This is a genomic window from Streptomyces sp. NPDC001020 (assembly GCF_053599115.1).
Genome location: NZ_JBSFLQ010000009.1, coordinates 21,740 through 35,154 on the forward strand (window position 1 = coordinate 21,740; position 13,415 = coordinate 35,154).

The 13,415-nt window shown below is 67.8% G+C and carries 13 protein-coding genes; 4 read left to right on the plus strand and 9 right to left on the minus strand.

Annotation, left to right across the window (positions count from 1 at the left end; all coding sequences use genetic code 11):
• Window positions 1-12 precede the first annotated feature (12 nt).
• Complete coding sequence (gene rpsJ / locus ACWDEX_RS10655) at window positions 13-321, minus strand: 30S ribosomal protein S10 (protein ID WP_003948644.1); 309 nt, start codon at window positions 319-321, stop codon at window positions 13-15.
• 513 nt (window positions 322-834) lie between these two features.
• Here rpsJ and ACWDEX_RS10660 point away from each other — a divergent pair.
• Window positions 835-1,269 carry a hypothetical protein gene (locus ACWDEX_RS10660; protein WP_450462894.1) on the plus strand — a complete coding sequence of 145 codons (435 nt, stop codon included), beginning with the start codon at window positions 835-837 and terminating at the stop codon, window positions 1,267-1,269.
• Between the two features lie 167 nt (window positions 1,270-1,436).
• Here the strand turns inward: ACWDEX_RS10660 and ACWDEX_RS10665 are convergent, their stop codons facing one another.
• The 5 genes from ACWDEX_RS10665 to ACWDEX_RS10685 all read right to left on the minus strand — a co-directional run bounded on the left by ACWDEX_RS10665 (window position 1,437) and on the right by ACWDEX_RS10685 (window position 5,995).
• On the minus strand, window positions 1,437-2,276 hold the full coding sequence (locus ACWDEX_RS10665) for a hypothetical protein (protein ID WP_450462895.1): 840 nt from the start codon (window positions 2,274-2,276) through the stop codon (window positions 1,437-1,439).
• A gap of 318 nt (window positions 2,277-2,594) precedes the next feature.
• Window positions 2,595-3,953 (minus strand): NADP-specific glutamate dehydrogenase, encoded by a 1,359-nt coding sequence (gene gdhA, locus ACWDEX_RS10670; RefSeq protein ID WP_450462896.1) that lies wholly within the window; start codon window positions 3,951-3,953, stop codon window positions 2,595-2,597.
• 310 nt (window positions 3,954-4,263) lie between these two features.
• Window positions 4,264-4,902, minus strand: a complete 639-nt coding sequence (locus ACWDEX_RS10675; RefSeq protein ID WP_450462897.1) for a hypothetical protein — start codon at window positions 4,900-4,902, stop codon at window positions 4,264-4,266.
• Between the two features lie 11 nt (window positions 4,903-4,913).
• A complete protein-coding gene (locus tag ACWDEX_RS10680; protein ID WP_450462898.1) occupies window positions 4,914-5,123 on the minus strand; it encodes a DUF397 domain-containing protein in 210 nt (69 codons plus the stop codon).
• Window positions 5,120-5,995: a helix-turn-helix domain-containing protein gene (locus ACWDEX_RS10685; RefSeq protein ID WP_450462899.1), complete on the minus strand. Its 876-nt coding sequence runs from the start codon at window positions 5,993-5,995 to the stop codon at window positions 5,120-5,122. The genes ACWDEX_RS10680 and ACWDEX_RS10685 overlap by 4 nt, the downstream gene beginning before the upstream one ends.
• A 154-nt stretch (window positions 5,996-6,149) precedes the next feature.
• On the opposite strand from ACWDEX_RS10685, the gene ACWDEX_RS10690 reads away from it, so the two are divergent.
• Window positions 6,150-6,584, plus strand: a complete 435-nt coding sequence (locus ACWDEX_RS10690) for an ATP-binding protein (RefSeq protein WP_450462900.1) — start codon at window positions 6,150-6,152, stop codon at window positions 6,582-6,584.
• A gap of 13 nt (window positions 6,585-6,597) precedes the next feature.
• On the opposite strand, the gene ACWDEX_RS10695 is transcribed toward ACWDEX_RS10690, so the two are convergent.
• Window positions 6,598-7,845, minus strand: coding sequence for a serine hydrolase domain-containing protein (locus tag ACWDEX_RS10695; protein WP_450462901.1), 1,248 nt, complete (start codon window positions 7,843-7,845; stop codon window positions 6,598-6,600).
• A 155-nt stretch (window positions 7,846-8,000) separates the two neighbouring features.
• Between ACWDEX_RS10695 and ACWDEX_RS10700 the strand changes: the two genes are divergently transcribed.
• On the plus strand, window positions 8,001-9,155 hold the full coding sequence (locus ACWDEX_RS10700; RefSeq protein ID WP_450462902.1) for a sensor histidine kinase: 1,155 nt from the start codon (window positions 8,001-8,003) through the stop codon (window positions 9,153-9,155).
• Window positions 9,146-9,811 (plus strand): response regulator, encoded by a 666-nt coding sequence (locus ACWDEX_RS10705; protein ID WP_450462903.1) that lies wholly within the window; start codon window positions 9,146-9,148, stop codon window positions 9,809-9,811. Before ACWDEX_RS10700 ends, ACWDEX_RS10705 begins: the two co-directional genes overlap by 10 nt.
• 108 nt (window positions 9,812-9,919) lie before the next feature.
• Here ACWDEX_RS10705 and tuf read toward each other — a convergent pair whose 3' ends face one another.
• Window positions 9,920-11,113 carry an elongation factor Tu gene (gene tuf / locus ACWDEX_RS10710; protein ID WP_450462904.1) on the minus strand — a complete coding sequence of 398 codons (1,194 nt, stop codon included), beginning with the start codon at window positions 11,111-11,113 and terminating at the stop codon, window positions 9,920-9,922.
• A 143-nt stretch (window positions 11,114-11,256) separates the two neighbouring features.
• Window positions 11,257-13,383, minus strand: coding sequence for an elongation factor G (fusA, locus tag ACWDEX_RS10715; RefSeq protein ID WP_450462905.1), 2,127 nt, complete (start codon window positions 13,381-13,383; stop codon window positions 11,257-11,259).
• Window positions 13,384-13,415 lie beyond the last annotated feature (32 nt).

A 13,415-nucleotide genomic window follows, 5' to 3' on the forward strand; every position in this document is an offset into this window, starting at 1 on the left:
AGATCACCGGCCTCAGAGCTTGATCTCGATGTCGACACCGGCCGGGAGGTCGAGTCGCATCAGGGAGTCAACGGTCTTGGGCGTCGGGTCGAGAATGTCGATCAGGCGCTTGTGCGTGCGCATCTCGAAGTGCTCGCGCGAGTCCTTGTACTTGTGCGGCGACTTGATGACGCAGTACACGTTCTTCTCAGTGGGCAGGGGCACCGGGCCCGCGACCGACGCACCAGTACGGGTCACCGTCTCGACGATCTTCTTCGCCGAGGAGTCGATGACCTCGTGGTCGTAGGCCTTGAGCCGGATGCGGATCTTCTGTCCCGCCATGGCTACCTCGTAGTCCTGTCTCTCATACGCTCCGGAACCCGGTGGTTTTGCAACTCCCGCTCCGACCCACGCGGTCGGGCGTGTCGCGCTCCCGCTGACATGAATGTCCCTTGTCCGAACATCCCTGCTGGGGGAACACGGCCCTTCCGGAACCGTGGAACCAGGGGCGGAAAAACCCACCGGGTGCCTGGCCGGTGCCGCGCCCACGCTTCCCGAAAGATTCCCGTACGTCCGCCCCAGCGCTGCCGTGAGGCAGTTAGGGCGACGAGTACTGTGGGACTCGCTTTCGGTCCTCCCGGCGGGAGGCGCGCAGCATCAACACTCGACCGAGCAACTCGGACAGTCTGCCATAGAGAACGGCAGGCTGGCCAATCGAGCCGAAGAGATTACCCGGAGCGTGACGTACGTCAAACCGGAAGCGCCGAATGGGGTGGGTACGCCGCCCGGGAGTGGACTCGATCATCAGGTTAGAGTCGGGCGGCGAAGGCATGATCGCGCACTCGGGGGGACGACGTGGCAGAAGCCGGAGCGAAGGACGCCCATCAGACTTCGGACACCGTCGAGACCGTTGACGCCGTCGGCACCGACCAGAAGGCGAAGCTGCTGCGGGACGCGGACCGCATGGACAACTGGTCGAAGGCCTGGCTCCTGCTGGCGGTGTTGGCGTGGGCCTGGTTCGCGTACTTGATGCTCGCCTCCTACGGCCCCGAGATCACCTCCGGGGACTCCACTCGGCAGCTCTGTGACGGCCCGCTGGTCGACCCGTTCCCGCGGAGCGACGAGTGCCGCGCCGACGAACTGCGCCAGTGGCCGGCGCTCCTCGGCGTACTGGCCCTGACGGTCGTGCTGACGGTCATCGCGGCGGCGACGACCGTCTACACACAACTGCTGACGCGCCTGGCGGAGGCGTCCGGCTCCGGGAGGACCCCGGAGACCGGACGCGACTGAGCCTGACGGATGGACGGCGCTCAGGCCGTCAGATGACGCCCTGGGCGAGCATGGCGTCGGCGACACGCTCGAAGCCGGCGATGTTCGCGCCGGTCACGTAGTCGGGCCCCGCAGCGCTCGGCGGTCTCGTGGGAGCGGACGCGCACCGCGAGAGGGAGACAGTGGTCTCAGCCGCCCAGGACCCCTGCCGTCCCGGGGGCGCCGTTGGCGCCGGGCGCATGGGGACAGCGCCAGATGCAGTATCCGCACGGCGGCGGATCTCCAGCCACTGGGCCCGTCGGCCCCTGACCTGCCGACGGCGCCTCGCCCTCACCCCGGGCGCGGACCCGCCTGGTGGGCTCGGCAGCATCCGGCGGGCTGGGATACCCCAAGGACACCGCCGCGCGAAGGAATCCGGCCATGGCAGCCTCGCTGTTGCGAGCCCTGACCGCGTATTGCGCCCTGGCGCGTTTGTGAAGTCTGCGCACGGCCCTGCGCGGCGGATACGGCACCTGTCGGCCCAGATAATTCGACCGGCTCTGCTCGAACTGCTCATCGGCGTCATCCAGAGACCTCTCGAACCCCCTCAGGAGCCACTGCAGGTCGGCCAGCTCGCGCGTACGGGCCTGACTGTCACCCGCGACCGCCTGGGACATGTCATCGACTTTCCCGCCCGCGAACAAAAGATCCTTGCGCAGCTTGCCGATCACCTGATTGAACCGGATGACATCGGGGCGGATCTCGTCGAGCAATCCCTCCTCGAACTGCGCCTCATAGAAGAGCCGGTCCCTCTGGCGGGAAGTCCGCTCATGGGGGGCTCCGGCTTGCAGTTGGTCAAGTGCCTGCACGCAGTCCTTGAGCGCGGCCGCGGCCGCTCCGCGGACACGTCCGCAGTACTCGCTCATGCCCATCACCGGCCCGCTGTAGTCCCTGCGGGCCGTGGCGGCGCGCGACAGGAACGCAACGCAGACGGCGCTCAGGGCAGCACCCGCCGTGGTGATCCCAGCCACGACGATCTCGCTCTGCACGCTTCCTCTCTTCCCGCAGCTGAGCACGGTCACCGACTCGCCTCATCGTAGACGGCTCAATACCCGTGGGACAGAGAGCAGTTGATACGCCGAAGAGAGCAGAAGCGAGAGAACTGGAGAGAAGAGAGGAGAAGGCGAAGACACACGTAGTGGAACGCAACTTGACGGACACGCCGTGTGCATATGGCGCCCCGTCCCGATGACCAAGTCCCACGCGGTCCGGGTCCCAGGGTGAGAAGTACCGCCCGGTGGGGTCCCGGCCCCGGTCGCCCGGCCATCCGCGCAGGGGCGGGCCGGGCGACCGTCGTGGCCGCGGTGTCAGATGACGCCCTGGGCGAGCATGGCGTCGGCGACACGCTCGAAGCCGGCGATGTTCGCGCCGGTCACGTAGTCGCCGGGGGCGCCGTAGCGCTCGGCGGTCTCGTGGCAGGTGGTGTGGATGTCCCGCATGATGCCGGCCAGCTCCTCCTCGACGCGCGCTGCCGTCCACGACGTACGGGAGTGGTTCTGCGCCATCTCCAGGCCGCTGACCGCGACCCCGCCCGCGTTGGCCGCCTTGCCGGGCCCGAAGGCGACCCCGGCGCGCTGGAAGAGGTGGACGGCCTCCGGCGTCGTCGGCATGTTCGCGCCCTCGGACACCGCCTTCACGCCGTTGCGGATGAGCATCTCGGCGTCCCTCTCGTCCAGCTCGTTCTGCGTCGCCGACGGCAGTGCGACATCGGCCGGCACGTCCCAGACGCGCCCGCCGGGCACGTACCGGGCGGAGGCGCCACGGCGCTGCGCGTACTCGCTGATCCGGCCGCGCTCGACCTCCTTGATCTGCTTCAGCAGCTCGACGTCGATGCCCTTGTCGTCGACCACGTATCCGCCGGAGTCCGAGCAGGTCAGCGGGTTCGCGCCGAGGGCGAGCAGCTTCTCGACGGTGTAGATCGCGACGTTCCCGGAGCCGGAGACGACCACTGTCTGCCCCTCCAGGTCCTCACCCCGCTCACGCAGCATCGCCTCGGCGAACAGCACGTTCCCGTACCCGGTTGCCTCCGGGCGGATCAGGGAGCCGCCCCAGTGGGCGCCCTTGCCGGTCAGCACACCGGCCTCCCAGCGGTTGGTGATCCGCCGGTACTGGCCGAACAGGTAGCCGATCTCGCGGGTGCCGACGCCGATGTCACCGGCCGGGACGTCGGTGTGCTCGCCGATGTGCCGCTGCAACTCGGTCATGAACGACTGGCAGAACCGCATGACCTCCGCGTCGCTGCGGCCGTGCGGGTCGAAGTCGCTGCCGCCCTTGCCGCCGCCGATACCGAGTCCGGTGAGCGCGTTCTTGAAGACCTGCTCGAACCCGAGGAACTTCACGATCCCGAGGTTCACCGACGGGTGGAAGCGCAGGCCGCCCTTGTACGGGCCCAGCGCACTGTTGAACTCGACCCGGAAGCCCCGGTTGACCTGCACTCGCCCCCGGTCGTCCTGCCACGGCACCCGGAAGATGATCTGCCGCTCCGGCTCGCACAGCCGCTCCACCAGCCCCGCCTCCGCGTACTCCGGCCGGGCGGTCAGCACGGGCGCGAGTGTCTCCAGCACCTCGTGGGCGGCCTGGTGGAACTCGGGCTGGGCCGGGTTACGGTGCTCGATCTCGGTGAGCAGGGTGGCGAGCTGGGCGTTGGTGTCGAGTCGGGTCGTCACATCGTCCCTTTCTGGCACGGCTTTGACCGGCGTGGGGGCCGGTTACCGACATGGAAGCCGGTGATGAACGCTCGGCGCCGTTGCCGCGCGCAGGAACTCGGCCGTCCCGGGAGTGGCATCCGGGAAACGGCCGACGCTTCACTGTTACTCCTCTGTAAAGCCGTTGGCCAGTGTCTCCGCCTGGGATGTCCGGAATCTGAGACACGTCGTGTCGATCAGTGAGTCGACAGGTGGCAGGTTCGGGTCAGACGACGGAGGCAAAACCGCAGGTCGGGTCGCGTAACGTGGCCCAAAACCCGCACTTAATGGGTCAGAGATGCAGAAATCCGGCCGCGAGATACAACACAGGAGCCACGAGGATCACCCAGCGGACGATTCCCCCGACGGTCAGCACCCGGTCGGCTTGAGCGGTAGGGCGCAGGTGACTGTGCAGGGCCATGGCGGTCAGCGTGTCGGCGGCTTGGGCTCCGGTGCCGACGCGGCCGGTGAGGCGGCTCAGCCAGGGCGGCGCGAACAATCCGGCGACCTTGGGTTCCGCCGCGGGACCGATGAACCCGAGCTGTCCGTCGCGCCGCATCTCCACATGGCCGATCCTCGACCACGGCAGGAACCGCGTGGCCCACATGCGGCGGATGTACACGCCGTCCCGGTCCGCGGTGATGCGCCACAGCGCAAGCCAGCAGCAGGGGAAGGCGAGGACCAGCCACGCCCACAGTGCCCGCAACAAGAGACCCGGCTGCGGATGGGCCAGGCTCGCGCCGGCGGGTGCGTAGTCGAGCGCGACGAGCACGACGGCCAAGGCCGCACCCGTCGCCTTTCCTCGCCATCCGGCACCCCACACCAGCGGCGCCTCCGGTGCCGTCATCGTCTCGGCGAGCCTCTCGACCCGTGCGCGGCGTTCCTGGCGCGCCTGCCGCCGCCGCTGCGCTCGGATCGTTCCCGTTCCCACCTTGTGCGCCGTCAACGCTCGGACACGTGCGGGACGAAACGCGCCCAGGTGTCCGCGGCGAAGGTGAGCCGGGGGCCTTCGGTGTTCTTGGAGTCGCGGACGTGGACTGTGCCGGGGACAGAGGCGATCTCGACGCATGAGTCGCCTTCGTTGCCGCTGCTGTAGCTGCTCTTGAACCACGCCAGCTCGGTGGCGTCCTCGGTGGAGGCCTTGCGGATCATGTCTCTCCCAGCAGTTGCTCGATGAAGACCAGCGACTCGCGTGGGGAGAGAGCCTGAGCCCGGATGGTGCTGTACCGCAGTTCAAGGATGCGCAGGTGTTTGAGTTCGGAGGTCGGTCGTCCATTGAACGCGCCGTCGGAGCGCGCCACTGCCATACCGTCCGCGAACTTCAGCACCTCGATCCTTCCGTCCAGCCCAGGATGCGCCTCGCAGTGCAGCGGCATCACCTGGATGGTGACGTTGTGCAACTTCCCCACTTCCAGCAGCCGTTCAAGCTGCTGGCGCCAGACCATTGTGCCTCCGATGGGGCGCCCCAACGCCGCCTCCTCCTGGACGAAGCTCAGCGCCGGGGCAGGTGAACGCTCGAAGATCGACTGTCGCGCCACTCGGGCAGCCACCAAGCGTTCCACCTCTTCCGGGGCGTACGGAGGCTGCCGAGCCGTGAACAACGCCCTCGCGTGTTCTGGAGTCTGCAACAGGCCGTTGAGGCTATGACTCTCGTACACACCCATCTCCACTGCCTGGGCCTCCAGCTTCGCCAGCTCCCGAAGCCGCTTCGGGTACCGAACCCTCTTCACGTCCTCCCATGTCGCCGCGATGAGCCCACCGGCCCCCAACACCTCGTCGGCCCTGTCCAGGTACTCCTGACGAGGGATCCGCTTGCCGCCCTCGACCTTGTAGACCAGGTCTTCCCCGTACCCGACCGCCACCCCGAACTCCGCGGCCCGCAGTCCCGCCGCCTCGCGTCGCAGCTTCAACTGCCGTCCCACGGTGGCGATGACGGCCACACCCCACTCGTCGTCCGGGTCCACCTCCCAGCCCGGCTCGTCCGCCTCGCTCCTGAGCCGTACCGCCTCGCCGTCCACCGACATGCGCGCCCCTCCGTAGTCCCGCGTCGTACCGCGACGCCCTACCCGTAGGAACGGTGCCGACAGCCCGGACAGCACCGGACAATCAGCCGACAGTCACCGTACGCACCCGCTCAGTCACCCCTCACGGTAGACGCAGCCAGCCACGCTGAGTGATGTGAATCAGGAAACCGCCGAGGGCACAGCCCAACCCGCCGCCCAGTTCCGCAACTTCACGGTGCTGCTGTCGTCCACGAGGCGCGGGGCCCGCCTCGCGCGTCTGCTCGCGGAAGCGCAGCTACGCAGTTGGGGTCTGCCCACGGAGACCGCGAGCCACGTGGTGGCCGAGCTGGCGGCCAACGCGGCGACGCACGGCCGCGTACCGGGTCGGGACTTCCGCCTGACGCTGTACGTCGTCGGCGGCACCCTCCGTATCGAGGTCACCGACACACAGGGTGACCGCCTTCCCGAGCCCCAACAGCCTTCCGTGGACGTCGAGTCGGGGCGCGGCCTGCTCATCGTGGACGCGCTCGCGGACCGCTGGGGCGTGAGCGAGGACCGGTTCCCACGCAAGACCGTATGGGCCGAACTGGGCTCCCCCGAGCCGGCATGAACGCCCCAGGCGGTCACTTTCCCTGTCTGTTGCCGGAGGTGTCGCACAGCGCGCGGTTGACAAGGCCACTGGCGGCTTTCTGTTGCCGGAGCGTTTTGTCAAGGTCGTTGAAGCTGGTGGACATGGAGACGGTGACGGTGCGGCTGCCGTCGTCGGTGGCGCCGTTCAGGGTGATGTAGCCGGCTTCGCCTCCTTCGTGGCTCCAGTAGCTGCCGCCGCAGGTCAGGGGGCGGTTGACCAATCCGAGGCCGTAGCGTCCGCCGGGCCAGAACGTCTCGAACCGCTTGCCGACCGGGACGGTGTTCTGCATCTCGGCCAAGCGCGCCCCGGACAGCAGCTTGCCGCCCAGCAGTCCCTGGAAGAAACGGTTGACGTCCGCCGTGGTGGAAACGTAGCCGCCGAGGTCGGGGACGATCTGTTGGGTGACGTCGATCCGTTTGCCGGAGGCGAAGACCTGATAGCCGTCGGCGTGCGGGCGACGAAGGGTGGGCTTGGCGCCCGACAGATAGGTGTGGTTCATGCCGAGCGGTTTCAGGATCCGGCTCTCGACCTCCTCCCGCCATGGGCGGCCGGCGGACTTTTCGGCGATCATGCCGAGGACGACGTAGCCGGTGTTGGAGTAGCTCCAGCCGGTGCCGGGCCGGAAGTCCGGGTGGTGCTTCATCGCCCGAGCGACGATCTGTTCGGGGGTGTAGGTGTCGTAGCGGTGCTGGTAGTACTCCTTCGGGGTGTCGAAGCCGGGAAGGTCGTCGTGGAGGCCGCTGGTGTTCTGCAGGAGCTGGCGCACGGTGATCTTCCGTCCATCGTTGCCGTTGCCGTCGATCACACCGGGCAGCCAGCGGTCCACCGTGTCCTCCAGTGACAGCTTGCCGTCGTCGACCAACTGCAGGATCACAGTGGCCATGAGTGCCTTGCCGGTGCTGGCTATCCGGAAGTAGCCGTCGCGGGGCACCGGGCGGTTCGCACCCGCCACGGCAACGCCGTTGGTGGCGACCAGATCTCGGCCGGAGGCAGTGGTCACCCGAGCCTGGACGCCGGTGATCCCCAGCGCCTGGAGGGCAGCGGTGTCCCGGCGCAGGTCGTCTTGCTGGTATCCGGGCGCTGACGTCGCGGCCGCGCCGTCCGAGGCCTGGACGGCTACGGCCACACCCGCTGTGCCGAGTGCGGCCGCCGCGACGGCCAGCCACCCTCGGCCGATCCGGCGGTGACGTTGCTGGGACGGGCGGTGCTGCGGCGCGGAGGCCGGGGTTGTGGATCTCATGAATCCCACGCTAGGTAAGCGTCGAGTTGCATGTCGCTACCACGGACTGCCGAGGGAAACCTACAGGTGGCTGTAGTGCCGCAGGGGCCGCCCGGCACATACAGTGGCGCGGCTGAGGGCCGCTCCCGGCCCGTACGACAGACGAAGGCGAACCAGTGCAAGACGTGATCGGCGCGGCCCGCGCATGGTCGGTCCAGACGCGGCGCAGCGGACGCTACCTGCTCGGCACCCTGCTGACCGCTACGGTGACGCTCGTGGCGGCGCCACTGCTGTGCGTACCGTCGCTCGCCGCTCCCTGGGCGGAGCGCCATCGCCGGCGCGCCGGGGCGCTGGTGGGCCGACCGGTGGAGCCGAGCCCGCGCGCCCGCCGCCGCGACCTCGCGTGGCTCGCGACTCAGGTGGCCACCGGCCTGCCCGCGGGGGCATTCACCCTGCTGTGCCTGGGTAACCTGCTCCTCACCCTCGTCGTCACCGTGGGGTGGTGGGCCTTTCCCACGTCGGATCCGCCACGGCTGCTGCTGCTCGGTGTCCGTGTCAACAGCTGGACCTCCGCACTGACGATCAACCTGGCGCAGTTCCTGCTCCTTGCGGCGCTGGCGACCATCGCCCTGCCGCCGCTCGCCCGGGTGCACGCGCGGTGCTGCCTGGCAGTCCTGGCACCGTCTCCCGCGGAACAACAACTGGCCGCGCGCGTCACCGAACTCACCCGGACGCGCGCAGACGTCCTACAGGCGCACGGCGCGGAACTCCGCCGGATCGAACGCGATCTGCACGACGGCACCCAGGCTCGTCTGGTGGCCATCGCCATGCGGCTTGCCGTGGCCGGGGAGAGCCAGGACCCCGACGCGGCCGCTGTGCTCGTACGGCAGGCCCAGGCCGAGACCGAGGAGGCTATGACCGAGCTGCGGTCCGTCATCCGGACCATCTACCCCCCGGTCCTGGCCGACCAGGGCCTCGTCGGCGCGCTCGGCACCCTGACCACCAGGGCCGGCGTGCCGACCCGCATCGCCGTCGGCGAACTCGGTGAGGTCCCTGCCGCGGTCGAAGTGGTCGCCTACTTCGCCGTCACCGAGACGCTGGCGAACATCGCCCGGCACAGCCGAGCCACCAAGGCCGCCGTCCGCGTCACCCGCAACGGCGCGATGCTGTCCGCAGAGATCACCGACGACGGGACCGGCGGGGCGGACCCATCTCGAGGCAGCGGCCTGAACGGAATTCGTCGCCGCGCCGCCGCCCTGGACGGCACCATGGAGATCAGCAGCCCGCCGGGCGGGCCGACCACCATCACCGTGGAGCTGCCGTGCGCGTAGTCATCGCCGAGGACAACGTCCTGCTGTCCTCCGGACTCGAACTCCTGCTGAGCTCGCAGGGCTTCGAGGTCGCCGCGATCACGGATGACGCCCCCGGTTTCCTCGCCGCCGTCGAGACCCACCGTCCGGACGTCACCATCGTCGACGTGCGACTGCCCCCGACCTTCCGCGACGAGGGTATCCACGCCGCCCTCCGAGCCCGCCGCGAACGCCCCGGACTTCCCGTCCTGGTCCTGTCCCAGTACGTCGAGCGGGAATACGCCGGCCGCCTCCTCTCCGACACCTGCGGCGGCATCGGCTATCTGCTCAAGGACCGGGTGAGCCGTATCGCAGAGTTCACCGACGCACTGCGTCGCGTGGCCGCCGGCGGTACCGCCATGGACCCCGAGGTCATCACCCAACTCCTCGCCGCCCACGGCGATCCCGTCGACGCCCTCACCCCCCGCGAACGCGAGGTCCTGGCTCTGATGGCCGAAGGGCACGACAACGCCACCATCGCCCAGCGGCTTTTCATCACCGAAGGCGCCGTCCACAAACACATCGGCAGCGTCTTCCTCAAACTCGGCCTGTCGGCCGGCGACAGCGGCCACCGCCGGGTCCGCGCCGTACTGGCCTACCTCCGCCACCACGGCGGCACCGAACCCAGCCCCTGTTGAGTGATCAGGCCCGAGGACCGATCACCACCATTACAGCGAAGAGGCCCGTACGACCGAAGTCGTACGGGCCTCTCCTAGGTCAGGCAGTGACCCTCAAGCAAGCGGAACTTACTTGACGATCTTGGTGACCTGGCCGGCGCCCACGGTGCGGCCACCCTCACGGATGGCGAACTTCAGGCCCTCTTCCATGGCGACGGGCTGGATGAGCTCCACCTTCATCTCGGTGTTGTCACCCGGCATGACCATCTCGGTGCCCTCGGGGAGGGTCACAACGCCGGTCACGTCCGTCGTACGGAAGTAGAACTGCGGACGGTAGTTGTTGAAGAACGGCGTGTGGCGGCCACCCTCGTCCTTGGAGAGGATGTAGGCCTGCGCCTCGAACTCGGTGTGCGGGGTGACCGAGCCCGGCTTGATGATGACCTGGCCGCGCTCGACGTCCTCGCGCTTGATGCCGCGGAGCAGCAGACCGACGTTCTCACCGGCCTGGCCCTCGTCGAGCAGCTTGCGGAACATCTCGATACCGGTGACCGTGGTGGTGGTCTTCTCGGTCTTGATGCCGATGATGTCGACGGTCTCGTTGACCTTGAGGACACCACGCTCGATACGACCGGTGACGACCGTGCCACGACCGGTGATCGTGAAGACGTCCTCGATCGGCATCAGGAACGGCTTGTCGACGTCGCGCTCCGGCTCCGGAATCGCGGTGTCGACGGCGCTCATGAGCTCCAGGACCGACTGGGTCCACTTCTCGTCGCCCTCGAGCGCCTTGAGCGCCGAGACCTTGACGACCGGGACGTCGTCGCCCGGGAACTCGTACTCGGAGAGGAGCTCACGGACCTCGAGCTCGACGAGCTCCAGGATCTCCTCGTCGTCCACCATGTCGGCCTTGTTCAGGGCGACAACGATGTACGGAACGCCGACCTGGCGGGCCAGGAGCACGTGCTCCTTGGTCTGCGGCATCGGGCCGTCGGTGGCGGCGACCACCAGGATCGCGCCGTCCATCTGCGCGGCACCGGTGATCATGTTCTTGATGTAGTCCGCGTGACCCGGGCAGTCGACGTGGGCGTAGTGACGCGCCTCGGTCTGGTACTCGACGTGCGCGATGGAGATGGTGATACCGCGCTGACGCTCCTCGGGCGCCTTGTCGATGTTGTCGAACGCGGTGGCCTCGTTCAGGTCCGGGTACGCGTCGTGCAGCACCTTGGTAATGGCGGCCGTGAGGGTCGTCTTACCGTGGTCGATGTGACCGATGGTGCCGATGTTGACGTGCGGCTTAGTCCGCTCGAACTTCGCCTTCGCCACTGGGTTCCTCCTGTGGAGTGGTTCTGTACGCCTTACTCATCGGCGCCAGGTGATCTTTGCTGGGGTGCCGCCCGCCGGGGTTCCTTCACGGGGAAGTCTCCCCGGCGGTCGGTGTCAAGCCTAAAGCGTGTGAACGGGGTGCGTTACTCGCCCTTGGCCTTCGCGATGATCTCCTCGGCGACGTTCCGCGGAACCTCGGCGTAGGAGTCGAACTGCATCGAGTAGCTTGCGCGACCCGACGTCTTGCTGCGGAGGTCTCCGACGTAGCCGAACATCTCCGAGAGGGGCACGAGGCCCTTCACGACGCGGGCACCGGCCCGCTCCTCCATGGCCTGGATCTGGCCACGGCGGGAGTTGATGTCGCCGATGACCTCACCCATGTAGTCCTCGGGCGTGGTGACCTCAACGGCCATCATCGGCTCGAGCAGCACGGGCGAAGCCTTGCGCGCGGCCTCCTTGAAGGCCTGCGAACCGGCGATCTTGAAGGCGAGCTCGGAGGAGTCGACCTCGTGGTAGCCACCGTCGATGAGGATGACGCGAACGCCGGTCATCTCGTAGCCGGCCAGGATGCCGAACTGCATGGCCTCCTGCGCACCGGCGTCGACCGAAGGGATGTACTCCTTCGGGATACGACCACCGGTCACCTTGTTCACGAACTCGTACGAGGTGTCGCCACCCTCGATGGGCTCGATCGCGATCTGCACCTTGGCGAACTGACCGGTACCACCGGTCTGCTTCTTGTGGGTGTAGTCCACGCGCTCGACGGCCTTGCGGATCGTCTCACGGTACGCGACCTGCGGCTTGCCGACGTTGGCCTCGACCTTGAACTCACGCTTCATGCGGTCGACCAGCACCTCGAGGTGCAGCTCGCCCATACCGCCGATGACGGTCTGGCCGGTCTCCTCGTTGGTGTGCACCTGGAAGGAGGGGTCCTCCTCGGCCAGACGCTGGATCGCGACGCCCAGCTTCTCCTGGTCGCCCTTCGACTTGGGCTCGATGGCGACCTCGATGACCGGCGCCGGGAAGTCCATGGACTCCAGGATGACCGGGTTCTTGTCGTCGGACAGCGTCTCACCGGTGGTGGTCTGCTTCAGGCCCATGACGGCGACGATGTCACCGGCGCCCACCGACTCGATCTCCTCACGCTTGTTCGCGTGCATGCGGTAGATCTTGCCGATGCGCTCCTTCTTGCCCTTGACGGAGTTCAGCACCGAAGTGCCGGACACCAGGCGGCCCGAGTAGACCCGGACGAAGGTGAGCTTGCCGAGGTGCGGGTCGCTCATGATCTTGAACGCAAGGGCGGCCAGCGGCTCGTCCTCGGACGGCTTGCGCTTGACCACGACCTCGGGGTCCTTCACGTCGTGGCCCTCGATGGCCTCGACGTCAAGCGGGGTCGGGAGGTAGCGCACGACCGCGTCGAGCAGGGGCTGAACGCCCTTGTTCTTGAACGCGGTACCGCAGAACACCGGGGTGACCGTGGTCTCGCTGGCCTTGCCGGAGCGGATGGTGATGCGACGGATCGCGGCGTACAGCTGCTCCTCGGTGGGCTCTTCGCCCTCCAGGTACAGCTCCATGATCTCTTCGTCGTTCTCCGCGACGGCCTCGACCAGCTTGCCGCGCCATTCCTCGGCAGCCTCGGTGTGCGTGGCCGGGATGTCGACGATCTCGTACATCTCGCCCTTGGCGGCCTCGACGGGGTAGACCAGGGCCTTCATCGTCACCAGGTCGACAACGCCCCGGAAGTCCGCCTCAGCGCCGATCGGCAGCTGCATGACCAGCGGCTGCGCGCCCAGACGGTCGGAGATCATTCCGACACAGCGGTGGAACTCGGCACCGGTGCGGTCGAGCTTGTTGACGAAGCAGATGCGCGGAACGCCGTAGCGGTCGGCCTGACGCCACACCGTCTCGGACTGGGGCTCAACGCCGGCGACACCGTCGAACACCGTCACGGCACCGTCGAGCACACGCAGGGAGCGCTCCACCTCGACGGTGAAGTCGACGTGACCCGGGGTGTCGATGATGTTGATGGTGTGGTCGACGCCGTCCAGCGGCCAGTGACAGGTGGTGGCAGCAGAGGTGATCGTGATGCCACGCTCCTGCTCCTGCTCCATCCAGTCCATGGTGGCAGCGCCGTCGTGGACCTCACCGATCTTGTAGGAACGACCGGTGTAGAACAGGATCCGCTCGGTGGTGGTCGTCTTGCCCGCGTCGATGTGGGCCATGATGCCGATGTTGCGCACCTTGGCCAGGTCAAGTGAAGTGGTAGCCATAAGGCTTCAGTCTTCTCTCGGTTCTCGATGGG